Origin of the sequence: Gordonia asplenii, assembly GCF_012933505.1 — a bacterium.
In the GTDB taxonomy this organism is placed as follows: Bacteria; Actinomycetota; Actinomycetes; order Mycobacteriales; family Mycobacteriaceae; genus Gordonia; species Gordonia asplenii.
The window spans coordinates 57738-81768 of record NZ_JABBNB010000010.1 but is presented as its reverse complement, the minus strand read 5'-3'; the positions used below and the strand labels follow the sequence as shown (position 1 = coordinate 81768).

General features: G+C 65.7%; 17 protein-coding genes and 2 CRISPR repeat arrays. Of the genes, 7 read left to right on the top strand and 10 right to left on the bottom strand.

Going from position 1 to position 24031, the window contains the following annotated elements:
* Positions 1–237: 237 nt before the first annotated feature.
* Together HH308_RS11580 and HH308_RS11575 are read right to left on the bottom strand one after the other, a co-directional pair.
* Complete coding sequence (locus HH308_RS11580; RefSeq protein ID WP_170194359.1) at positions 238–666, bottom strand: type II toxin-antitoxin system VapC family toxin; 429 nt, start codon at positions 664–666, stop codon at positions 238–240.
* Positions 663–863: a hypothetical protein gene (locus tag HH308_RS11575; RefSeq protein ID WP_170194358.1), complete on the bottom strand. Its 201-nt coding sequence runs from the start codon at positions 861–863 to the stop codon at positions 663–665. Before HH308_RS11575 ends, HH308_RS11580 begins: the two co-directional genes overlap by 4 nt.
* A 354-nt stretch (positions 864–1217) precedes the next feature.
* Here HH308_RS11575 and HH308_RS11570 point away from each other — a divergent pair, with 354 nt between their 5' ends.
* The gene (locus tag HH308_RS11570; RefSeq protein WP_170194357.1) at positions 1218–1847 is read left to right on the top strand and encodes a lipocalin family protein; all 630 of its coding nucleotides are present in this window, start codon (positions 1218–1220) and stop codon (positions 1845–1847) included.
* 183 nt (positions 1848–2030) lie between these two features.
* Here the strand turns inward: HH308_RS11570 and cas3g are convergent, their stop codons facing one another.
* The 5 genes from cas3g to HH308_RS11550 form a co-directional block, all read right to left on the bottom strand.
* Positions 2031–5756 carry a type I-G CRISPR-associated helicase/endonuclease Cas3g gene (gene cas3g, locus HH308_RS30690; RefSeq protein WP_446684916.1) on the bottom strand — a complete coding sequence of 1242 codons (3726 nt, stop codon included), beginning with the start codon at positions 5754–5756 and terminating at the stop codon, positions 2031–2033.
* Entirely contained in the window at positions 5753–7093 is a 1341-nt protein-coding gene (gene csb2 / locus HH308_RS11565) for a type I-G CRISPR-associated protein Csb2 (RefSeq protein WP_170194356.1), read from the bottom strand. Before csb2 ends, cas3g begins: the two co-directional genes overlap by 4 nt.
* On the bottom strand, positions 7090–8289 hold the full coding sequence (cas7g, locus tag HH308_RS11560; protein WP_170194355.1) for a type I-G CRISPR-associated RAMP protein Csb1/Cas7g: 1200 nt from the start codon (positions 8287–8289) through the stop codon (positions 7090–7092). The genes csb2 and cas7g overlap by 4 nt, the downstream gene beginning before the upstream one ends.
* Before the next feature lie 101 nt (positions 8290–8390).
* The gene (locus tag HH308_RS11555; RefSeq protein WP_281362962.1) at positions 8391–8993 is read right to left on the bottom strand and encodes a type I-E CRISPR-associated protein Cas6/Cse3/CasE; all 603 of its coding nucleotides are present in this window, start codon (positions 8991–8993) and stop codon (positions 8391–8393) included.
* Positions 8994–10544: 1551 nt separating this feature from the next.
* Complete coding sequence (locus HH308_RS11550; RefSeq protein WP_170194353.1) at positions 10545–11036, bottom strand: MmpS family transport accessory protein; 492 nt, start codon at positions 11034–11036, stop codon at positions 10545–10547.
* Positions 11037–11449: 413 nt separating this feature from the next.
* A CRISPR array of direct repeats spans positions 11450–12148; the repeat unit is 25 nt; unit sequence GGATCATCCCCGCTCGCGCGGGGCG.
* Between the two features lie 93 nt (positions 12149–12241).
* Positions 12242–12882: a CRISPR direct-repeat array (repeat unit 25 nt; unit sequence GGATCATCCCCGCTCGCGCGGGGCG).
* 570 nt (positions 12883–13452) lie between these two features.
* Here HH308_RS11550 and HH308_RS11545 point away from each other — a divergent pair.
* From HH308_RS11545 to HH308_RS11530, 4 genes are read left to right on the top strand one after another with little or no spacing between them, the layout of a single operon-like run.
* Positions 13453–15051: a TIGR02677 family protein gene (locus HH308_RS11545; protein ID WP_211188408.1), complete on the top strand. Its 1599-nt coding sequence runs from the start codon at positions 13453–13455 to the stop codon at positions 15049–15051.
* Positions 15048–16283 (top strand): TIGR02678 family protein, encoded by a 1236-nt coding sequence (locus HH308_RS11540; protein ID WP_211188407.1) that lies wholly within the window; start codon positions 15048–15050, stop codon positions 16281–16283. The genes HH308_RS11545 and HH308_RS11540 overlap by 4 nt, the downstream gene beginning before the upstream one ends.
* Entirely contained in the window at positions 16280–20383 is a 4104-nt protein-coding gene (locus HH308_RS11535; RefSeq protein WP_170194352.1) for a TIGR02680 family protein, read from the top strand. Before HH308_RS11540 ends, HH308_RS11535 begins: the two co-directional genes overlap by 4 nt.
* Before the next feature lie 8 nt (positions 20384–20391).
* Positions 20392–21693 (top strand): TIGR02679 family protein, encoded by a 1302-nt coding sequence (locus tag HH308_RS11530; RefSeq protein ID WP_170194351.1) that lies wholly within the window; start codon positions 20392–20394, stop codon positions 21691–21693.
* A 56-nt stretch (positions 21694–21749) separates the two neighbouring features.
* Here HH308_RS11530 and HH308_RS11525 read toward each other — a convergent pair whose 3' ends face one another.
* The 3 genes from HH308_RS11525 to HH308_RS11515 are packed head-to-tail and all read right to left on the bottom strand — an operon-like array spanning position 21750 to position 23027.
* Positions 21750–22307, bottom strand: a complete 558-nt coding sequence (locus tag HH308_RS11525; protein WP_170194350.1) for a hypothetical protein — start codon at positions 22305–22307, stop codon at positions 21750–21752.
* A gap of 52 nt (positions 22308–22359) precedes the next feature.
* Positions 22360–22560: a hypothetical protein gene (locus HH308_RS11520; RefSeq protein ID WP_170194349.1), complete on the bottom strand. Its 201-nt coding sequence runs from the start codon at positions 22558–22560 to the stop codon at positions 22360–22362.
* A gap of 20 nt (positions 22561–22580) precedes the next feature.
* Complete coding sequence (locus HH308_RS11515; RefSeq protein WP_170194348.1) at positions 22581–23027, bottom strand: MarR family winged helix-turn-helix transcriptional regulator; 447 nt, start codon at positions 23025–23027, stop codon at positions 22581–22583.
* 160 nt (positions 23028–23187) lie between these two features.
* Between HH308_RS11515 and HH308_RS11510 the strand changes: the two genes are divergently transcribed.
* Positions 23188–23595, top strand: a complete 408-nt coding sequence (locus HH308_RS11510) for a hypothetical protein (protein ID WP_170194347.1) — start codon at positions 23188–23190, stop codon at positions 23593–23595.
* A 64-nt stretch (positions 23596–23659) separates the two neighbouring features.
* Entirely contained in the window at positions 23660–24010 is a 351-nt protein-coding gene (locus HH308_RS11505) for a DUF6188 family protein (protein WP_170194346.1), read from the top strand.
* Positions 24011–24031: the final 21 nt, after the last annotated feature.

The following is a 24031-nucleotide window of genomic DNA, read 5'->3' as shown; positions in this document are numbered from 1 at the left end:
GGCGATGGGAGTTGGACCGGTCGCGCCGCCACCAGAATCGATGACGGTCGAGTGGCAGGCTCGTTGCCTTCAATTGCCAAATCTTCTCGTAGTGGCAGAGGTCGATGCGGAAACGTTCGAACGAACATGGAAGAACTCAGAGCGTCTTGTGCGTCAGCGAGAGCCCTCGTGACGGAACTGGCCGCAACCGCATGGGACAAATTCGTGTCCGTCTCGGCCGCGTCATGTCAGGGCTGACTACGAAAGTTGATGTGGGAGCAGCGTCAGGTGCGCGACGTGTTCCGGGCGGACGACGGTGAAGTGTCTGCGATCGATGGTTGCAACTTCGCGGACATCAAGGCGTTCGGCGATAGCGATTATGGAGGCATCCGCGCCGCCCAGTGGTAGGTCGGCGTATCGGTTCACTAGTTCGGCCATGCGCTGGAGGTCGGCCTGGGTGATCTCGATGACCCGTCCGTAGAGTCCATCGGCCAGATCAAGTAGGAAGAGGTGTTCGGCGGTCGGGCCACCACGCAGGGCGATCATGTAGCAGATTTCAGACAGGAGCGGAGATGCGATCGCGAGGTCGGCCACCGTAGTACTGAGGAACCACTCGCGGCAAGCTTCGTGATTGACATCGCGGCGGTTGACCAGTGCAACCAGTACGCCGGTGTCGATCAGGATCAACGTCCGAAGCCCTCGGCCAGTAACTCGTCGACCTGTGCGGAGTCGTTCGGTTCGCCGTCGATCGCGCCCAACGAACGGGGACGTGGCGGAGCGGACCGTCCGTCGGTCAATGTGGACAGGGCGCTGGCTGCCCGATCGAGGTCCTGCGCGGGCACGCGATCAACCAGGGCGTGGAGTTCGTCGCGTGTGATCGTCATGGTGACTAGCATACGTCCGGAGCTCACGCGCGAGGCGCGACGGCTACGACCGAAGCATCCGATGACGCTAGACGAGGAGGCTCGATAGTTGCCCTGTTGGCTCACTCGACAGAACACAGGTCAGACACTATTTCTGACCGCCCGTCGTTCCCGGGCAACAGACTGACGCGGCGGCGAGTGGACACGGGACGTCGTCGCGGAGCATACGGGGGTGATTGAGTCGCGAGCTGACTCGAATTATTGACGGCGCTAACCAGAGCTGGCGCTTGCATAGACCAGTCAGCGACCTATCCGCTCGTGTCGTGGCTCCGAAGCACTATGCGGAGACTTGCAGACACGACCGGAAGGACACTCATGTTCTCGCGCACGACGATCCGCACCGTATTGGCAACCGTCGCCGCCGCAGTCGCATTGACCACCGCCGTCGGTGGTCCCGCTCAGGCAGCACCCGGCGGCGCGCTGACGCCGGTGCCATCGCTGGATACGGCACGTTACCTGGGAACTTGGTGGCAGCAGGCAGCGATACCCGGCTTCTACAGCATCCGCTGCGCGCGCGACACGCACGCCACGTACTCGCTGATCAGCGCGACCACCATCAAAGTCGACAACCGATGCATCTCGCCGACCGGGATGCCCGACGGTGTCGTCGGCCGCGCCGACCTGGCCGACAAGAAGACCGGAGCCCAATTCGTCGTCAGCTTTCCCGGAGTGCCGAACACCATCGATCCGCAGAATCACCCCAATTACATTGTCGCCTGGGTCGCCGACGACGAGCGTCCCGGCAGGGCCTATCAGTACGCGATCGTCGGCGACCCCACGCGCCTGTCCGGCTTCGCTCTGAGCCGGGATCGGGTGATCTCCACGGCCCAGCTTCTGCGGCTGCGCAGCGAGGTGGAGAAACTCGGCTTCAACCCGTGCCTATTCCTCGTATCCCCGACGACGGGCGGACGCAGCGACTACACACCGTTGTGCCTCGTGAGCTGACCGCAGCTCGACTACCCTTGGTGGCGGTCCACTCATTGCCGATCAGGCCGCCACTCTCGATGGGTTGGCACGGTGAAGTCGAGCAACGTCTGCTTCGGTCAAATGCCCGACGGTGCCACACTCCGCCTTGGCCGACACGAGACGTGTCCCTGTTGGTTGTTCCGCGGCATCGAGCCGTGAGATTCAGCTACGCAAGGTTGCCCGTCCATTCCAGACCGCCTCATAGGCGGTGAGGGGTTGTTTCTCGGCCGCGTAGATCCATTCGAGTCCTGCTGACGCCCACGGCCACCGACGCCGGCCGCTACCCAGATAGGTCAGGGCACGCAACTGGGGAAATGTGTGCTCGGCGATTGGCAGAGGCAGCGCGACGTCACCTGCCGTCACCACTCCAATGCCTCGCACGGGTCCCGCGCCAAGGCTCGCCATCCCATACAGCGCCAGCGGCGCCAGTGCGGACCGACTGAGACGGGTGACGGGATCGCCGAGACCGTTCACGCCCGGTGTCTCAGCCAAGTTTCGATCCATTCCGCCGTCGCACTTGGTGTGTGAGAACCCTGCCGAGGTCGTCGTAAGGGCCTCAAGTGCCTCGTCGGCGGAACGAGCAGACATCTTCCCTCGATCAACGCGCTCGAAGGCAATACCCAGGTACGTGGCGTTGTTGGCGAAGGGAGCGATGGCGAGCGGGATCTTCGACGACGCCTCAGCGGGTGCCAAGTCGTTGAGAAGTCCCGACAGCAACCATTCTTGTTGCTCCTCGGCGGACTCCAGCAAGCCGTGCAAGGCCGAGGCCGGTCCCACCTTCTGTCCTTTGATCTTGAGGCCCCCGCCGGCCAACACACCGTCGGTAAGTTCCCGGGCCGATCGCCACGATGCCGACTCGATGATCCGTCGGACCAGCTGCTCTGGTTGCTCGGAAGTCGTCAGTACCGGGACCAACGGTGTTTCGGTCGCGTCCGAGGATAACGGCTCCCAGCGCAGACGAGCTCCGGGATCGGTGCGTGCTGCCGCTGCGAGCAGCCCGACGGCCGCGAACCAGCCTGTCATCGGATGGGTATGCAATCCGGGAAATGAATGGGCAGTCCGCGAGACCGGCGACGGGTCAGTCGGCGATACGCGCGGAGCGACCTCAGGCAGCGCCTGCACATCGGAGCACTTCTGCGGATGGGCAGAGGCACGCCAGTCGGCCATTCTCACCAGCGACTCCAGATACGCCAGTCCCCAGACGCCGAAGCGAGCGTTGAGCTGGTCGAAGTCGTCCCCGTGGGCAACGGGCAGGGGATACCCGTCGTGGCCCGCGGCGTACGGAGTCGGCGGCGCCACCGGTCGGAACCATCCGTGATGCGAGCCGACGAGATGCCGAACCAACGCAGACGCCTGCGGGATCCGGCGTACCGATTCCATCTCGTGCCGCCAGCCGTTCGGCAGACCGACCTCCGCCCGCCGTCGTCGGTCCACCCAGGGGAGCTCGGCCGGTCTGCCCGATTTGGCCAGCAGGGTCGTCTGGTCACCGCCGAGGTAATCCTGGAACACTTCATACGATTTGCCGTCGTCGTGGTGTGCCCCGGCGTACGCGACCTCTCCGATCAATTCAGAGTTGAGCCCCGCCGCGGTTGCATCGGCGCTGGCCCAGGCGCCGACCTGCGCCTGGTGCTCGTCGAGTGGCACTCGGTCGCTGCTGTGGGTCAGTGTCACCTTGACGCGAACGATCACGGTGTCGGGGATGAGGCCCACGACGGTCGCCTTCGGCTGCGGCGTGGGGGCTTGTGCTCGTTCGGGGACCACATCATCGGTGGTAGGCGTCGAGATCAGTGATTCGACGTAGGCTTCTGAAGCCTTGATGACGGCGGCGTCGTCGATATCCTTCCACGGGACGCCTCTGGACAGCTCCTCGTGAGCGTCGTTGAAGGCCTCGACGAGTTTCTCAACTGCGCCAGAGGCATTCGTGTCGAGGTCTTCGCGGCGAAGGATCAGGTCCACGGGCCGGCCGCCGTAGAACAGCCGATCGAGATCTTCCTGCGCGGCTTCCCCGGAGATATCCAGCCCCTTCACCTCGGTATGCGAGCCCGTCCAGCCGAGCTCGGGCGCGTAACCCCCCAGCGTGGAGCTCATGACCACACGATCGGAACGGACAAGCTGGCGCTCCGAGGGGATCACCCACGTCCCGTCCGCAGGATCCCAGACCCGATACAGGTCAAGGCGCTTGACGTCTGGCGCGGGGCTCTGCGGTTCCGGTGCGGCCTCGATGTCGTGCAGGTTCTCTGTCGGCTTCTTGTCTGCGGCGAGAAAGGCCGCCCATGCGTTTCGCGGGATGGAGACGACTTCGGTGGGAGACACCCGCAGAGTGACATCGTGGACGTCGAAGACGTCTAAGTTGTCTCTCCAAGCGACTTCGACCTCGGCTGAGGCGTTCGTGTCGGGTCCCGAGATCAGGGCATCGACGGGAATGTCCGCTTCCGGCGTCGGTCTTGTCTGTGCGATGAGCGGCAGCATGGCGGAGGTCAGGGTGCCCACGCGGGGTTGCTCTGGTTCCAACTTGCTCTGGTCGACGCCCGCTAGTCCGGCCGGACTCAAGTTGACGACGCCCCCGTCGTTCGCGCCCATCAGACCCCGGAGTGAACGAGCACAGGCGTCCAGCTGCGCCGTGCCGTAGACACTCACCGACGCCTTGCGCGGTGAGGGCTCATCGCGGACGGCATCCCATCCCGCGACGACCACGGCAGGCCTACGTTCGAAGGTCTTGTCCGCGTTGAACTCTCCATACCTGTTGAACCTTCCGAGGCGCTGCAGCAGGGAGCTCCACGGACACAGTTCGGTGACGAGCGCGTCGAAGCTCGTATCGACGCCGACCTCCAGGGTCTGTGTCGCGACGATCACTCCCGGTTCTTCGAGGTCCTTCTTCTTCGGCTTGTCCCGCGGCCGGAAGCGGGAGGTCACCAGCCGCACCGGAATCGGTGACTTGGACGAATTGAGTTTGCCGACGAGCGCGCTATGGACTTCCTGCGCCATCCCCACGGTGTTGGCGAAGACCACGGTCCTGTTGGCACCGGATTCCACCATCCGGCGCGCCGCGTCTACCAGGGCTTTGGAGGTGGCCGAGTCGGTGCCGGCCGCCCAGTCCGCGGTGACGGGCCGTAATGCGCGGAGACGCTCCTTTGCTCCTTCTCGTTCACGGTCGATCTCCACCCAGATCGAATCGTCTCCCAACGCAGTGAGATAGGAGGGAACCGTGGCGCCGAGCAGCACGGTGGAAGAGCGGGGAAGCCCCAGCTCCTCCACGGCGCGGCCCTGCAGCCGTTCTGTGGCGAGGATGGTGTGGACGGCCTGCGTCGACAAGTGAGGTTCGTCGAATAGTACTAACCGATCGATTGCGCACAGAGCCGCGGCGACGGGCCGGTTCCCAGGAGACACTCCGTGGCCGCGCAGAAGCAGACGCGAGACGAACTGGTGACTGGTCATAGAGGCGATCGTGCATCCCGTGGCACGTTGCATCCACTGGCGATCATCCGGACGCTCGCCGTGGATGCCGACCACGTGGATGACCTCGGCCGAGCCCTCCGGCGTGAGCCTCGATAGAGCTGTCCGTATCGCGGCCGAGGGCCCCGACGTCGCTTGGTTGATCTGCTGTGCGAGCTTCGAGGAGTGATCGACGGCGCTGTCGATGATGGTGCGGCGATCCACCACGTGGAAGATGCGCTGTGGTGCCGTGCGGCGGTCGCCGTCATGCACTTGGCGGGCCAGTTCGTAGACGGCGATGTCGATGCAGGAGGTCTTGCCGAGACCAGTGGGGACGTCTACATGCCACGGCCATCGGCCGTGCTCTCGCAGATGGTCGGCGAGCCTTTGCTGCCATACGTACGGATCGTGGCCGTTGGCGGCCTTGAAGAACTCGGGGAACGAAGGAAAGGTCATGACTGTCCCCCTTGTGTCTTCGGTAGGAACGCTCCAAACCCGTGTTTGGTGCTGGCCCCCAACTGGAGGGGACCCGTGAGCGGCTGGGTGAATTCCAAAGTGACCCACCACAATCCGAACCCGTCGGTATAGGTGGAGTTGGCCCACCGGTGCTCGCGGCGGGTCCGTGCGTGCGTCGAGGCCTCGATGATTTCGACATCGAGACCGAAACGTTGTTCCGCTTCCCGCCTCAGCGCGTCCTCGAGGATCATCAGCTGCGGAAATCCGCGGAGGGGTGTTGTCGACGTCCAGCGTCGGGCCGGGCCGGTCCAGGTCTCGGGGAGCAGCGATGCCAATTGCCGCTGCTGTGCTTGGTCCCCGCTGAGTTTCTCATGGAGTTTCGGAAGCCACTGGGCAGGGGGTTCGGTCGTGTCGGCGTCGTCGCTGGGGTAGAAACCCAGGCCGACCAGTCGGCCGTCGGAGTTCTGGTGGAAACTGGCAGTCAGCGGGAGGGGCTTCCATCCTGAGGGCATGAGCTTGTGCTCGTGCAATCGGCCCAAGAGTCGCGGTGTCCGGTATTGGTCGGTCGAGACGCGCAGCGGGAGGACGATCAGTGCGGTCGCGGCGGGCTGGATGGCGAGTGGAGCGTCCGTGCTGTAGGTCAGCGGACGGACGTATCCGGTGGGAGGCAAGGAGGGGAGTGACGACACCACCGGGTCATCCGAGAACACCCGCAGGTAGTTCTCGTCCATCCACTCGAGAGTGTTGGGCTGCCACCCGCGGGAGTTGCCGTCGGGATCGTCGGACGGATACCACGCCACCAGGTCGTCGTCGGTCGTCTCCCTCGCCTGCTGCTGTACCTCAACCATGGCCGCGTCCTCGGATCGCCCGAAGTAGGGGATATGACGTGCTGCCGCATCCAGCGCAGACACCTCGTTCGGTGGCATGTCGACGTCGATCTCGAAGTCGAGGACGTGACCGGCCAGTGCGACGCCGTCGCGTCGCTTTGTAACCCGATTCGACGAATCCATGCCGAAGGGCGCCAGTGTCAGCAGTCGCGCAGGCTGTTCCTCGTACTTGGAGGAAAGCCTGAGCGGCAGGCCGGTGCGGTCGGTGTAGGTGTCGGGATGTTCGAGCCGGACGTGGCGCGGAGTTCTGATCGTCGGCGGTGATGCTTCGACCAGGCGGTTCAGGGCGCTGTGCGCGGTCGCCGACGAGGGGGAACCGTCCAGCGCATGGACCCCGCTCTTGAGAGCACCGAGTAGGCGGACCGGGTCCGGCGGCCACTGCACGCGTTCATCGCGCGCCAGGCCGTGGTACGTGGCCCGGAGCAGAGTGACCCGGACGACGATGCTCACTCGCCCTCCGTGCTCTGCTTGGCAGATTCCAGCCTGACCCGCTCCTCGATCAGATCGCGCTCGGCCTCGGAGAACCGCAGCTGGACGGGCTCGGCGAACGACAGGCCGAGGGCCTCGGCATCCCGGATAGCTTCTAGCAGCGCGTCCCTCAACTCATCGAATCCCGTTACGTCGAGCGGCTCGGGGTGCAGATCACCCCGACGTATCCAACCCCACCGGTCCGTGATCGGAACCAACGAACAGCTGCTGCGGAGGAAGCCGTCCTGGCCGGCGAGGTGATGTCCCGTCATGCCGAGCAGAGTGAGCACGGTCAGCGCAGCGTCCTTGACTTTCTGGTCTTGGAAGGTGAGGGAACGGAGCATCGTCAAAGAGAGACTTGCCTGCTGAAGGATCAGCTCACAGAGGTAGCCGGTAGTGACCGGCTGGCTGGGTACCTGGCCGAACCCGGCGCTCGACGGCTTATTGCCTGACCCGATGCTCAACTTCCCGTCGGTGCCGATCTTGACCTTGGACTTCTCGGAGGCGCCACCACCGGCGTCGAGCTTGGTGGTTCCGGTGATGACCGGCCGGACGCCGAAGCCGACGATCTCTGACGAATAGGCGCGCGGCAGCTTGTGGCGCGACGCCGTTCCCGACGACAACCAGTACCCGTAGAGGGCTGAGTTCGGGAAGTTGCTGTAGAGGCGCTCGCCCGTAGCGGCGCTGGTGGAGGTGATCAGACGCTTCACCGAATCTGGGACGTCTTGTTGCCACACTTGCTCGCCGTCCGCGGTCTCCGCGAACCGGATCCAGGCGTCGGCCTGACGGTGGGGTGCGGTCCAGGTGGAGATCGTGGTGTTGAGCGCGTCGGCCGTCTGGCGTTCCAATTCGCTCGCCGGCTCGCCGCTGTACGACCCGGTGATCGTGATGCCGGGCAACTCCAGCCCCAGCTGTTCTTGGATTTCCCATAGCGCGGACTCCGCGCGGCCACTCTGCGACGCCACGCTGTCGATGAGGACGCGCCGCGCCAAGACGGGGTCCTCGCCATCGCGGCGGATCTCGCGGTACCAGCCCCGCCCATCCTTGGAGGGGACGAACGCTTGCGCGGTCTCAGCGAACTGCGGCCCCTTGTTCCGGTCGCGCTCTGCCCCCGCATAAGTGGGGGGCGCCACGGCGACGTTGCGTCCCCCGAGAGGGATCAGTTCGGTCTCGATCACCAGCCCAGCGGTGTCTGAGTTGGTGACATGTCGATACACGGTCTTTTTCAGGTCAGATGGCATGGCAGGGTCCTTTCGACAGTGGCGAAATCGTGATGACTTCAGTGAAGTTCGACGGAATCAAGACGGAGCAGGCCGAGCCCGTAGTTTTTGCCCTTGCCGACGCCGTTGCCGATGGCTTCGGTGAGCAGGGCGGAGTCGTGGACTGTGGCGCGAGCCGTGAGTTCTGCTGCGGGGATACTTTGGCCGCGTCGGCCCAACCTGGCCGAGCTGATGCGGCCGACCGTGACGGCGGCTGGATCAGCAACAAGCCCGGCGCGTTGGAGGCGGCGAACGGCCCAGTCTGCGCGTTCGGCGTCGGGCACGATTACCAGCCGCGATCGGTACGCCTTGCCCGTCTGTGCCTTGACGGCCCGGTGCAACTCCGGAGGTACATGCGGCGATGGTGTCTTCTGGATATTGCAGAACAATCTCACCTGCACCTCCGATCCCACGGAAGGTGCAGAAACATCGCAGACGCTCCGGACGTCTCCGAGCAGGCTGGAACGTAGCGTCGGCACCCGTGACCGGACGGTCAGGAGCGCTGCCGCGGGATCCAAGTACCAGAGGATGCCGAGCTCGGATCGCGGCGACTCGTCACTGATGGCGCGCTGAAACGCAGACATGACGTGACTGTGGGCGCGTTCCCGGTTTTCCACGAGCATGTCGCGAACGTAGGGGCTGACGTTGGCGGTCAGCTGGTGTAGTGGTTGGTGAATTGAGTTCATTGCGACTACTAACAGCAGAATAGCTAGGAAAAAGTTGCTACTGACCCACCGCTACACGTCAGCGTTAAGTTGCGTGTGAAATGTCACTGAAGAAGCCCCAAGGAGCGGGCCTGTGAAAGTGGATTCCGCTTCAGTCCCGTTCACGCGGCGGGGTTTGAGAACCCGGCCTAGCTAGCGGACCGGGTGCGGATCCAGGCCATGTGATTGCTCGCAGCCCGCGGGCGAACCAGATGGTGGCCGACTCATTATCCGAGCCCTCGGACAGTGAGTGAGAGTGTCGACGAGTGGTGGGTAGACACTCACGTACGTGCGATCACGCCGTGGCGGTCCAGCAACACTGCCACTCACGCCGGGCGAGGACGTGGGGACACGGAGGCAATATTGTGGCCAGATGGCCGTAGGGCTCTAGGATCGCGCCTTCCGCTGCTCCGGACCGTCTCGACTCGACGGCCCGAGCCAGCTCTCCGTGCACACCGCCGATGTATTCGCTGATGCGAGCAGTGAACCGAAGGCCCCGACGTCGAATAGCTGCATCGCGGCTGGTAGCTGCGGCACTCACGTGTAGGACCATGACTGGTTCGTGCGGGCGCACGACCCGGAAGTCGTTGAAGACAAGAGGGCGTGGCATCATCCCCGCTCGCGCGGGGTTGAACTACTCATGTTGGCGATTCCTGGCCATACTCCTGGGATCATCCCTGCTCGCGCGGGGCGCGCACTCTCTATTAGTAGGAAGACTGACGCTACAGGGATCATCCCCGCTCGCGCGGGGCGGACCGGATGAGCCGTGCCCGGTTGCCGGCCGGCTTGGGATCAACCCCGCTCGCGCGGGGCGGACTCCGAGTGGGTCGTCGTCGACGACCGCAGCAATGGATCATCCCCGCTCGCGCGGGGCGGACACCCTCAAACCCGTTGCCTGTACACACAATTCGGGATCATCCCCGCTCGCGCGGGGCGGACGACGGCGCCGACTACACCACCGTCCAGGATGAAGGATCATCCCCGCTCGCGCGGGGCAGACCAAGAGGACTGCGACCCGTTCGTCATCGACGAGGGATCGTCCCCGCTCGCGCGGGGCAGGCGGCGGTGACGATCCGCAGGTGTGGACCGCGAAGGGATCATCCCCGCTCGCGCGGGGCAGGCACTTGCTGACCTGCGCCGCAGGGTGGCGATAGCAAGATTCTCATTCACTTTCGCCGCCTGACTCGATGCATCTTTACCCGTTGCTCTACCTGCTGCGAACTAGGTTCCGAGTCGTTGCGTTGTCGGTGGGACGGCGCATCAGCATAATGCCGTCGAAGTCGACGGGCTCCCACTCGTGACGATGCACTCGGAATGCACCCACAGCAAGTCGTGGGCACTGGCCGCGACTTGTCCGACACGCATGCAAGGGCTCAACTCGACCCGCTCTTCGGAAGTCACGGCGAGACCGCGGCGAGGCAAACCGGCAACGCCGGATCGCCGCGAGCGAACATGGCGGGTGTTGGCGCCTCAGTCGATCGATCCCGAGCAGGACGCGGACGCACCAGGTCCCTTCGCGGTATTGGTGAACTTGACCTTGCCGTTGACGACAACCTCGCACTTGATCGTTGACGACGCGTCGGCTTCGAAGTCGTTCGTTGCGGTGAGCGATGCGACTTTCACGAATCCGGTCAGCGTCACGTCCTTACTCCACGGGAGACTCGCTGCGGTGTCTTGGGATATGTTCGAGTCGGAGGCGGTGTAGGTGATCGAGGCCTTGCTGCCGTCGCCGGTTACCTGGTAAGTGATGGTGGTCGTCGACTTCGACTGCTTGTCGACGGAGTCGACAGCTGTTCCGACGATCGCCACGCATCCGCCGGCGAGGGCGAGGATCACGACAACCAGAGCGAGCAGGATCCACGGCCATTTCTTCCGCTTCTTCGGAGGCGCTGGGTACGGCTGCTGAGGGTACGGCTGGCCGGGTTGGCCTGGGTAGGGCTGCTGCGGGGGCTGTTGCGTCATTTCGGGTGTTTCTCCTGTCTGGGTGGTCTCTGGCGATCTTCTCGGACAATCTACGCAAAAGCGTGCGAGACCTCGCAATGTCATCTAAACGGACCATTCGTGCGAACTATGAGCCCAAGACCTTCCCGATTGTGCCGAGAGCCGCGCAGTCGGGTATGTACTCGACGCCCTGAAATTGGGTGTCTGTGTATTCAGAGGCCAATCCCCGACACGCGAGTGAACGCGCCGAATCAGCGCTGGCAGTGTGGGGCAGACGACGCACCTTAGACTCGACTACTGGCTGGGATCGTCCCCGATTGAGGGGACTGACACTTCTCGGATGACGACGACACCAGCTTGTTGAGGAGCGTCTGTTAACCGCTCGCGCGGGGCGCACGTTGGCGTTGGTCAATCCGAGCCTCCCTGCCAGGGATCGATCATCCCCGCTCGCGCCGGGGCGGACCCTTGGATACCGGCGTTTGCCAGCAGGAAGATCGGGATCATCCCCGCTCGCGCGGGGCGGACACGCCGGCCGACGTCAGCGCGCCGGTCTGTGCGGGATCATCCCCGCTCGCGCGGGGCGGACCCGTTGACCATCGCAACGCCCTGCCCCTGGGCGGGATCATCCCCGCTCGCGCGGGGCGGACCCGTTGACCATCGCAACGCCCTGCCCCTGGGCGGGATCATCCCCGCTCGCGCGGGGCGGACGAACCCCAAGCGCCACTCAAACCACGGAACGAAGGATCATCCCCGCTCGCGCGGGGCGGACACGTAGCCGGCGGTGCCGATCGACGGCAACGCGGGATCATCCCCGCTCGCGCGGGGCGGACAAGCACTCGGCGGTCAGTTCCCCCACCACCGTGGGATCATCCCCGCTCGCGCGGGGCGGACGAGGTTGACAAGCTCGTCGAGCAAGACCTCGTGGGATCATCCCCGCTCGGGCGGGGGCGGACATCCGCGCTTGGACGCAGACGACGTCACCGTAAGGATTATCCCCGCTCGCGCGGGGCGGACTCACCCGGGCGCTGTTGCAGCCAGAAGATGTTCGGATCATCCCCGCTCGCGCGGGGCGGACTAGCCTGAGTGATTGCTGGGTGAAGCCTTGCAGGGATCATCCCCGCTCGCGCGGGGCGGACCCCGGCTCGACAATCTGGTTGCGGCAGTCCATGGGATCCCCGCTCGCGCGCGGCGGACATCTTATTGCCGAACCCGACACGCGGGATCGACGGATCATCCCCGCTCGCGCGGGGCGGACTGCCACGGCGCCGCCGACGGCGCAACCGAACGCGGATCATCCCCGCTCGCGCGGGGCGCACCAAGTAGGGTTTGCGGGGTTGCTGACCCTCCTGGGATCATCCCCGCTCGCGCGGGGCGGACCTGCTGCTGCCGACGGTGACCATATAGACAGAGGGATCATCCCCGCTCGCGCGGGGCGCACTCTAGTTGCTGGCTGATGCCGCCATCAGACTCAGGATCATCCCCGCTCGCGCGGGGCGTCAACAACTGTCGTTGATGGGGTCGGCTTGGCGGGTGCTGGGATCATCCCCGCTCGCGCGGGGCGCACAAGGCGGCGAATCTCCGCGCCATATTTCCGTCGGGATCATCCCCGCTCGCGCGGGGCGCACAACTATGTCGCTGGTGAGGCCGCCCGCGACGCGGGATCATCCCCGCTCGCGCGGGGCGCACACACGGAACGGCCGCAGTAGCAGTGCTGCCATGGGATCATCCCCGCTCGCGCGGGGCGCACGGGCTGTAGCCGATCCGTGGCCCCCACGCGTCGGGATCATCCCCGCTCGCGCGGGGCGGAACGACTCTCAGCAGCCTATGACGCGAATGAACGCGGGATCATCCCCGCTCGCGCGGGGCGGACAATCTCGTTCCCATCCACGGCAGATAGTCGTTGGGATCATCCCGCTCGCGCGGGGCGGACGTCCACTCGGCTACCCCGTGCGCGATCACGCCGGGATCATCCCCGCTCGCGCGGGGCGGACACCCTCCGTGACGGCCTCGCCAACTTCAAGCGGGGATCATCCCCGCTCGCGCGGGGCGGACACTTGCTGACCTGCGGCGCAGCATGACGATAGCAGGATTTTCATTCACTTTCGCCGCCTGGCCCGACGCATCTTCGACCCATCGCTCCACCCGACCCGAACCCGGTTCCGAGTCGTCGCATTGCCTAAGAGACACCGCATCGGCATGATGCCGTCGAAGTCGACGAGCTCCCACTCGTGGTGATGCACACGGAACGCAACACGCTGCACGCCGTGCGTGCTGTGGACCATCCTTCGCCCCGTCATCCTTGACGAGTTCAACGACCTGCTGCGACAACAAACGGGCCGGCATATGACCGCCGCGCACACCAGGGCCCCACCTTGCTCACCACCCGCTGCCAGCAGCCCGACGAAAACCTGTCAGACCCCAATGACACGATGGACGCATGTCAGACGTGGTGGAGGCATCGGCAGAGGCGGCGGCGCCGATGGACGGGTACGGGCCGTTCGCGTACCTGAGTGCGCCGAATGCACCGCTGTACCGTCGCGTGATGCGTGCGCTGATGGCGGAGAAGGAGCGGTTCACCGTCCACGTGCGCCCTGATCAGGTGGTCGTCGCCGTCGAATCGGACGGTGGAGATCCGGTGTCGGACGAGGCGGTGGGCGACGCACTCGACCGCCTCGCGCGGCCCGAATGGGGCAACCTGCTCGCGTTCGCCGACTCAAGCCGCGTGACGGCGCTGTCGGACTTCTACCGGCGGCGGATGCTCTTTCAACTGTCTAGGCAGGGCGAAGCAGCCGAACGGGCCCTCGCCCAATACGACGCCGCGCTCGGATCCCGCGGCGCACTGCAATCGGTCGCGCTCGAGGACATCGTCGTCCTGCTGACCGCGCTGCGCGATCTGGTCGCCGATCCCGCCGCACGCGCCGACGTCGACGCCGCGTTGGCACACCAGACGCTTCGCGGCCTGCGTGACAGGTTCTCCGAACTCGCCGAGAACGCGGTCGCCTTCATGGGCTCGATTCAGCGCACGATCGACCTGCACGACGCCGACGTCGAAGCGTTCCTCGCCTACAAAGAGCAGCTCATCGAATATCTCGAACGATTCATCGGCGACCTCCTGACACGAGGCGCCACGATCAGCGTCCTCCTCGGCGAGATCCCCGACGACGCCGTCGCCTTCCTCCTCGACGTCGCCGCTGAACGTGAGGCGCTCGACGCTGCGCCCGGTGAAGCCGATGAGGCCTATGCGAGAGCTAGGACCACCTGGCTACGACAGTGGTCGGGCCTGACGGACTGGTTCATCAGCACGCGTGACCGGGAGAGCGAGGCCCGACTTCTGCGGTCGCGAGCGCGCGCTGCGATCCCGGCGCTGCTCGCCGTGGTACGCACACTGCATGAGAAGGCCGGCGGCCGCACCGACCGCACCCATGACTTCGTCACACTCGCGACGTGGTTCGCGGCACTGCCCGACGACGGCGACCGGCACCGACTGTGGCGGACGGCGTTCGGGCTCACCCCGGCCCGGCACCTGAGCGTGACGGCCCCGACCGAGGAAGCCTGGGACCTCGCCGAACTCGGCAGCACCACGCCGTGGGCCGACGCTCCTTCCGTAGAGATCAGCCCGCAACTGCGCCGCAGCGGGTCGTACGAGCGCCGCGGACGGAGCGTCCGCGTAACCGACCGTTCCGACGCGAAGGCGATGCTCTTGGCGCGCGCCAGGGAAGAAGCCGAGCAGACCGCCCAAGCCCGAATGCGGATCCTCACCAACGGTCCGCGCCCACTGTCGGCGTTCGGAACGCTCGACTCGACCGCCTTCCGACTGTTCCTCGCGCTGCTCGGCGACGCACTGTCGGCGATGGGGCCGACCGCTAGTCAATCGCAGGTCAGCACATCCGACGGCGAACTGATCGTGACGCTGTCCCGGATCGACGACGCGGGTCAGATGACGATCACGACCCCCGACGGTGTCCTCACCGGTACCGATCACCTCGTCGACATCACGCCGTCCGCGGGCTCGGTGCTGTGGGAAGCCGCCGGATGAGTCGAACCAGCGTCGCCGACGCCCTGGAGTCGCGAGACGCCGAAGCACGCGTCCGAGTGATCCGAGCGCTGCTCGCCAGGCAGGTCCTCAGTTCACAACGCGATGGCGAACTCTTCCGCCTGGCGCGACGCCATGCCGACACCCTGCGGGCGTGGTTCGAGGCCGAGACCGGATGGAGGCTGATCGTCGAAGCCGAGACCGTCCGACTCCTGACCTCGTATATTCCCACGGGCCCGACAGCGGAGGCGATCGCTCAACGCCACCCGGCCAGGGCCAGGAGGGGTGATCCGCCCTTCACCCGGCGCCGATACGTGTTGTTGTGCTTGGCGCTCGCCGTCCTCGAACGGTCCGATCCGCAGACATCGCTGGGACAGCTGGCCGACGACCTCGTGCTCGCCGCGCGGCAACCCGGCTTGGAGACGATCGAATTCACGCTCGGCACGCGTGCCGAGCGGTCGGACCTGGTGGCCGCGATTCGCATCCTCCTCGAATACGGTGTGCTCGACCGCGTCGCGGGCGACGAGGACGCCTACGTGGCGTCGGGTGGCGACGCGCTGTACGACGTCGACCGCCGGATGCTCGCCACGATGCTGTCAACGAAACATTCGCCGGGGATGGTGGCTGGATCGCTAGGGCCCTCACCATCGATCGGAGACATCGAGGCCGCATTACAGAAGCCGCCGCCCGCCTACACCGACGAGGAGTCGAACCGGCGGCTTCGCCATGCCGTCTCCCACCGATTGCTCTGTGATCCCGTCGTCTACTACGACGAACTGCCCGACGACGAACGCCTCTACCTCACCAACCAGCGCGTTCCGCTCACCAGCCGACTTGCCGCGGCCACCGGACTCGTCCCGGAACTACGTGCCGAAGGCGTCGCGATGGTCGATCCCGAGGACCAACTCACCGACGTCCGAATGCCTGATCAGGGCACCGATGGTCATGCGACGCTGCTCCTCGCCGAACACCTGGCCCTCGTCGGTGCGGCCACCATCGCCTCGCTGCGGTCGGTGATGCGACGTCTTGCGAAGGACAACGCATCGTTCTGGCGCAAGACCACTCGTGACACCGGCGCGGAGAACGACCTCGTCAACGATGCCCTCGAACGTCTGGTGGGCCTGGGCCTCGTCCGCGTGATCGGCGAAGGCTCCAATGGCGCCGTGGAACCGCTGCCCGCGCTTCGCCGGTTCGCCGTGACCGCGCCGACCATCCGGGACAGGAAGGTTCGATGACCGGCCAGGCGCACAGCACCCCTCAACCCGGTACTCTGCCGACTCCCGTCCTGAACCGGTGGCAGCCTCTGCGGCTCGGCCTCGTCGACCTCTTCTACTACGACGACGAGCAGTTCTGGTTCCATGACGGTCGCCTGCTGTTGCGCGGCAACAATGGAACCGGAAAGTCGAAAGTGTTGGCGCTGACTTTGCCCTTCCTGCTCGACGGGTCGCTGGTGTCACGTCGGGTGGAACCCGACGCCGATCCCAAGAAGAGGATGGACTGGAACCTCCTGCTCGGGGGTGCGCACCCGAACCCGGAGCGGACCGGTTACACGTGGGCCGAGTTCGGCCGGATCGACGAGGACGGCGTCGAACAGTTCGTCACCATCGGCATCGGGCTCAAGGCCGCGTCGGGGCGAGGGATCGTCAAGCATTGGTTCTTCGTCACGTCGCGGCGGATCGGTGATCTCAGTCTGGTGGACGAGAACCGGTCGGTGCTGTCGCTGGAACGGTTGCGCGACGAGCTGGTGTCTGGCGGGAGCGGACAGGTCTTCACGAAGCAGGAGTCGTATCGACGCGTCGTCGACGAGACAATGTTCAACCTCGGCCCCGACCGATACGCGGCGCTGATCGACCTGTTGATCCAGCTCCGCCAACCGCAATTGTCCAAGCGGCCCGACGAGAAGGCCCTGTCGGCGGCCTTGACCGAAGCGCTGGCACCGCCGGATCAGGCGCTGATCGCCGACGTCGCAGAGTCGTTCCGATCGTTGGACGAAGAACGTGCGGGCATCGCGACCGCCCGCCAGACGCTGAGCGCCGCCGAAGCATTCCTGCGGCACTACCGGGTGTACGCGTCAATCGCGTCCCGCCGCACGACGACCGCGGTGCGCGAGAAGAACTCGGAGTACGAGCGGGTCGGTCGAGACCTGATCGAGGCGGAGGCCCAACGTACCGAAGCGACCGCGACGTGCGCTCGCCTCGACTCGGCGCACACAGTAGCCGAGGACCGGCAGCGAGCGCTGCGCGGCCAGGAACAGGCACTGCGTACCAGCCCGGAGATGAAGGACGCCGAGAGCCTCGATCAGGCTTCCCGCGCCGCGGTCGATGCCGAGCAGCGGTCGGCCAAGGCGCTCGAGCAGGCCCAAGAGTCCGCAGGCCGAGCCGACCGATACCTCACACAGCAGGCGGAAGCCCAGCAACTGCATGAAGAGCGTGCCGACGCCGTCGACCGAGCCGAGCACGCGGCGCTCGCCTCAGCCAACGCCGCCGGCTTGGCGGTGGAACATCCGACCATCGCTCGCGACGAAAATGCGGCCGAGCGACAGCTGCGTCGTCGTCGCGAACAGGCGTCCCACGTGCGAGGGCTCCTTCGGGACGCCGACAGTGCCGCTACCGCCGTGGTACAACTGCGCACCGAACTCGACAGGGCTGAGGCCGACGCCGCTCGTCGCGCGGAAACGCTGCACGCCGAGCACGCAGCGGTCGAATCGGTGATCCACGGCTACCGGGATGCCCTGCGGGCCGTCGTCGCAGAACTGAAACTGATAAACATCGACTCCGACGTCGACGAGTTCGTCGAACATGGGCGGGCGTGGGCGGAGAGCCTCGACGGCGAGTCGCCCGCCCGAACCGAGTTGGATCGGGCGGCGAGCACCGCCACCGAGCGAGCCACCCGCGACCTCTCCGAGGCCGATGCCGACATCGCGCGGCTGACGGCGCTACACGCCGAGCTCGTGAAGCAGATCGAGCACCTCGAAGCCGGTCACGACGTGGAGCCCGCGGCGACGCCCGGTCGGGACCCGGCCGCACGAGTCGATCGGCCCGGTGCACCACTATGGCGCGTCGTCGACTTCGCCACCGACTTGGACGACGATGCGCGAGCGCGAACAGAAGCGGCGTTGACGTCTGCGGGACTGCTCGACGCGTGGATCTTTCCCGACGGAACCGTTGAGACCAGTGGTGATGTGGTCCTCGGTCCGGCTGGTCCGGTGGCGTCGCCGTCGGCCCGCACGTTGCTCGCGGCGGCCGCCGGCCCCGACGACGACGTCACCGAAGACGCGGTGTCGGCAGTTCTCGACCGGATCGGACGCGGCGTCGACGCCGGCGCGGCGATCTGGATCGACGACACGGGGCGCTGGGGCGCGGGGCCTGCCCGTGGACAGTGGAGTAAGCCGACGGCCGAATTCGTGGGAGCGGGAGCGCGCGAAGAACGACGCCGCTCCCAGGTAGCGGAACTTCAACGGCAGGTGCGGGACGTAGACCTCGAATCGGAGGCGGCGCGTGCTCGGGTCGCGCAGGCACGTCGAACGATCACCGACATCGCCGGCGAGCGCGACCGGTACCCGACGGCGATCGAACACGACGTGCGAGCGGCGCACGGCAGGGTCGCCGCAGCCACGCGGGAAGTCGAGGTGGCGCGGACACGTCTGACCGAGGTCCGCGAACAGTGGGTCAGCGCGTCCGCACTCGCGGAGGAGTCGCTGACTCTCTTGCGGGAGCAGGCAGACGAACTCTCCGTCCCGACGACAGCGAGTGAGATCGATGCCCTCGAGGCCGCGATCAACGCCTACGACATCCACCTGGTGAAGGTACGGTCGGCCGCGACGCTGGAGGCCGCGGCCCACGACGATCTGGTTCATGCTGCCGAGCGGGCGGTGGACGCGGCCGAGATCCGTGAACGCCACGACTTCGAATACCGGGTGGCGAACGGGCTCGCGGTTTCGCTCCGTGCCAAATACGACGAACTATTCGCAACGGTCGGTGCGTCGGTCGCAGAGCTGCAGGAACGGCTCAAGACTCTCGCGGAGCAACTGAGGGAGGTGGCTGACGACCTTGCAGAATTGATGCGAGAACAAATGGCCGCCGCAACGTCGTTGGGGACGTCGGAGCAACGAGTCATCGATCTGACGGAGCGACGTGAGCAAGCCGCGCAGGTGCGTGCCGCGGCGATCGAGGCTCTTCACCATTTCATCGAGACCGGCTTGCTGCGCGTGGCGCTGCCCGATCTCGACGTAGATTCCGACATCGGTGGCGGAACCGTCAGCGCCGCGGTCGGTCTCGCCCGTCGGGTCGACGCCGAGCTCAGCCGTTTCGACGACGGGGATGACGGCTGGGCCAAAGCACAGCAGCGAGTGTCTACGGCATGGACCGAGCTGACCACCCAGATGAGCAGGCACGGTCATATCGCGTCGATGGAACAGCGCGGTGAGGTGAATGTCGCCCGGGTGCGGTACCTGCAAGAAGACATCGACGTCGATCTCCTCGCGGTGCGGTTGTCCAGCGACGTCGCAGATCGCGAGCGACTGCTCAGCGCCCGGGAACGAGAGATCCTCGAGAACAGTCTCGTCAACGAGGCCGCCGCTCATCTGCACGAGCTGTTGCGTACCGCTCAAGAACAGATCGATACGATGAATCGTGAACTCGCACAACGCAAGACATCCACCGGGATGCAGCTTCGAGTGCTGTGGCGCGAACGCGGAGACGGGCCACCCGGGCTGATCGAAGCGCGCAAGATCCTGGATCGATCGGATGCGATGTGGACGGCCGATGACAGATCGGCGGTAGGCGACTTTCTGCAGGCGCAGATCGCGGAGGTGCGTGAGGCAGACCCGACCGGCGGATGGCAGGAACACCTCGCGCGGGCCCTCGACTACCGGCAATGGCACAGGTTCGCGATCGAGCGCAACCAGAACGGGAACTGGAAGTCGGCGTCGGGACCTGCGTCGGGCGGTGAGCGTGCTCTCGTCGTGTCGATTCCGCTGTTCGCGGCGGCGTCGGCGCATTACAACTCGGCGGGCCAGACCGCGCCTCGACTGATCCTCCTCGATGAAGCTTTCGCGGGTGTGGACGACGATTCGAGGGCGAAGTCACTCGGTCTGCTCGCGACCTTCGACCTCGACGTCGTCATGACCAGCGAACGCGAATGGGGGTGCTATCCGCAGGTGCCCGGACTGTCGATCGCACAGTTGTCGCGCGTGGAAGGCATCGACGCGGTCGGCGTGACACGCTGGCGCTGGGACGGTTCCCAGCGTCGTCGAATCGCCGAGGTCGACGACGCCGCGCGGGCCGGTCGCCGAGCGCAAGCCGCTTCGCCCGACGAGTCGACCCTGTTCGACTAGGAACGACCATGCAGCGGAACGAGACGTCGGGAATAGTCGGGCTCTTCGACAGACCGGAGATGGCGTGGTTCGTCGACCGGGTGCGCAAGCGCATTCTGACCGCACCGGACGAACCGTTGTCGGGCCTGGTACGTCTCGCCGACCCCACCGCCGAGCAGCGGACCGCGATGGCAGACCTGATCGGTCGACCACGCCGCGCCGGGGATTCGTTGGCCGTGCGCCTGCAAGACGTGGAGGCGGTTCTGCGTCGCGGACCCTGGCCCGCGGGACTTGCCGATCTGGTGACCACTGTGAGTGGACCAGTGGTCGATCGCCGCACACAACGAAAGCTCGACGATGCGAGGTGGGCCGCGGCGACACAAGCACTTGCGCCAGTCGTCGACCGGTTCCCGCATATCGCACAATGGTGGGAATCATGGTGTGCGGCAGGCAATTTGAAGCGGGCCGCGCAGTCCGAGGCGCGTCGTCGCGCAGTCGAGTCGACGCCCGCGGTCGGCGCGCAGCTGACCGAGTCGATTGCCGCGTTGTTCGACGAGCTGCCCGCCGAGGGAGTCCTGCTCAGTGTGCTTGCTCGGCGTGTGTTCGGCGATGCGCACGGCCTCGACTCGACGCGGCCGGTGGGGCGGCTCGCGATTGCCGTCGTGGCCTGCGCCTTCCGGGCAGCCGACGACGTGGGCGTACGTCAGACCTGGGCCAGTGCAGGCGTCATGCTGTCGGGTCTGGCGTCGACGGTCCTGTGCCTCGGTGTTACGGGCCGCAGCGTCGGCGGGTTCGGCACCGCGACGGCAACGGTCCTCGACGCGATGGGATCAGCGCGAATGCCGCTCGTCCTCACACTCGACCAGGTCCGCTCCGGCGGCGTTGCACCCCTCGGGTCGCGCGGTGTGGTTCACGTGTGTGAGAACCCCAGCGTCGTCGAGCTGGTATCGGAGGGGTGGCGCGGCGCGGACGCCTCGGATTGCCGCCCGGTGCTGGTGTGCACGTCGGGCCAGCCGAGCGCAGCGGTCATCGAAGTGCTGACGATTCTGACTCGCGAAGGTGCGCAATGCCGGTACCACGGCGACTTCGACTGGGCCGGATTGCGCATCGCCGCGTTCGTGAGGTCGAAGGTTCCCTGGACGCCGTGGCGGTACGGCGCGGAGGACTACCGCGCGGCCGTCAGCGGCGACGCCCCGTCACTGCGACTGTTCGGGGAGCCGGCGGGTGCAGTCTGGGACCCCGACCTCGCCACAGCGATGGCCGAACACGGACTCGCAGTGGAAGAGGAAGCTGTCGCGGCACTCCTCGCCGCCGATGTTCTAGGTGCGTGACACAACACGACGACGCTGCGCACCCCACGTCGGACCATTCGACACGTTCCCGACGGTCAGCGCCACCGCCAACCCGCAACCTCAATCGCGTCGCGCAACCCGCTCCACGAAACACGAACCGCCCCAAGTCGTTCCACCGTCGACAGCCGCATCGACTGCTGACCGGTCGCCACGACCGTCGATCCCGGTAGAACGTAGAAGTCCCACGCGGCGACATCGAGACCGTTGTACGGCTCGCCCTCCGGCGTCGTATGAACGGCGAACACATACACGTCGGCGATGTGTACGTCGGTCCACGTGTTCGACTGCGCGTGCCACGATTTCTTTCCCGCCTTCCCCGGTAATCCGGCGAAGGAAATGACGGGCGGTCCAACGCGGGCCCACGTCTGAGAGTGCCCGCTCGCCTTGACCTCGATGGTGGTGCCATCGGGCGCCTCGACGTCGTAGGCATCCCATTCGACGCGCAGGCCGGTTGCCTGGACGGCCTTCGCGACCAGGTATTCGGCGAGCAGTCCACGCGCCGCATTCTCTTGCAGATTCGACAGCGCGTATGCCCAGAATTCGCGAAGCGGACTGTCGATTACCGTGAAGCGTTCCTCGCCGGTGAATGGCATTCAGTCAACTTATTCCAGTGGACCGGGATAGCTGAGATCAGGGCGCCGCCCCTCACCCCAATCGCGGATGCCCGCGCCACGCCGGCATCGTCGCCATGTACGCCCGGGTCTGCTCTTCGATCACCGACTGCGACTCATTCGGGTGTCGACGCTGCTGCCAGCCGACCATCGCGGCGAACCGGGTGTCGAAATCTTGCAGATTTCCATCGGCGTCGGTGCAGTGCTCGCAGTAGCGCCCCGATTCGATCGGCATGCTGCAACTCTCGCAGTTATTCATGGGTGTTCCTTTCCTTGGGTTGGAAGTGATCCTTGGGTGGAGGTGATCAGTGCGGTCAGTCCGTCGAGCAGCCCGCGGCGGGTGACGTCGTCGAGTCGCTCCATGGCCGCGGCGACCAGCGCTCGGTCGAGGACGTCGGAGTCGTTGCGCAATCGGGCCAATCCAGCGTCGGTGAGCCAGACGAGTGTTCGACGCCGATCCGCGGGGTCGGCCTCCCGCTCGACCAACCCGTGCCCTTCCAATTGCGTGACGATGTCGCTGACGACGGACTGCGCGCGGTCGAGATGACGCGCGGCGTCGCCGACGGTGATCGGACCCGAACTGATCAGGTGAGTCAGTACTGCGCGAGACGCGTTGGTCAACTCGCTGCGCCGGCCGTCACGTCGGTGAAAAGCGAGGTACGCCTGCGGGAACAGGTCGCAGAAGGCGTCGGCGTCGGACATGGCTCCATCGTCTGACGGAGGCAATCCATCGTCAATCCCGATGGAAATTCGGGGGGCGCCGAGCTGCCGTCACGAACTCGTGAGGATGTACCAAAACGACCGTCGAAATCGACATCTCCAGTGATGGGATCACTCATCGATCGACTGAAGGAGTGCAGCCATGTCCGTCAACCGCACAATCATGCGTAGTGTGTCCGCGCTGCTGGTCACCGGCGCTGCCGCGGTCGGTCTGGTGACCGGTGTCGCCAGTGCGTCCGCCGCTCCGCCGATGCCGACGGGCTACTACCGCGGCGTCGTGACGACGATGCCCGCGGGCAACGCCGTGTGGTATGGCAAGTCCTTCGGTCGCGGCACCGTCATCAACAACACGGCAATCGGCTGGGCGTTTCCCGGCCGGGTCTATCCGGGGCGCTCAGTGCAAGACGGAACCCGCGTCATCGTCGTCGATTACAGCGGCACACCGGTCGGATTCGTCCGCGACGAGTTGCGGTCCGACGGTCACGGCGGCTATTGGGGTCGCTCGCTCAACGGTCAGTCCGAGTTGCTGCGCTTCCGACTGACCCGCTGACGGCACTCGCAGACGCATCTAATAATTGCGGAATTGAGCACGTGGTTTTCGAAGAAAGGGAAACATGAGGCCGCTGCCGATTGCCGGATCTCGAATCGCTGGTATTCGAGCGGACTACACCATCCATATCTATACCGACAGCGACTATGAGCTGGTGATCGAAGCGCCCATGTCGATGTGCGTCGGGGATGACATTACTGTTGTCGACCCGACGCAGGGCGAGCCCGATCAACAGGCTCTACGACAATTGATCGGACGGACTATCGACGTGGCGATGTATTCGGACCGGAACGGCCTTCTGCTCAGAACCGACGATCGGTGCGTGTACAGCGTTCCGCCGATCGAGGACTTCGAGTCGTGGCAATGCGTCGGCCCCGACTGCTACGCGATCGGGGTCCCGTCGAACACCTTGTGAGCGGCTCGCGCCAACGAACCC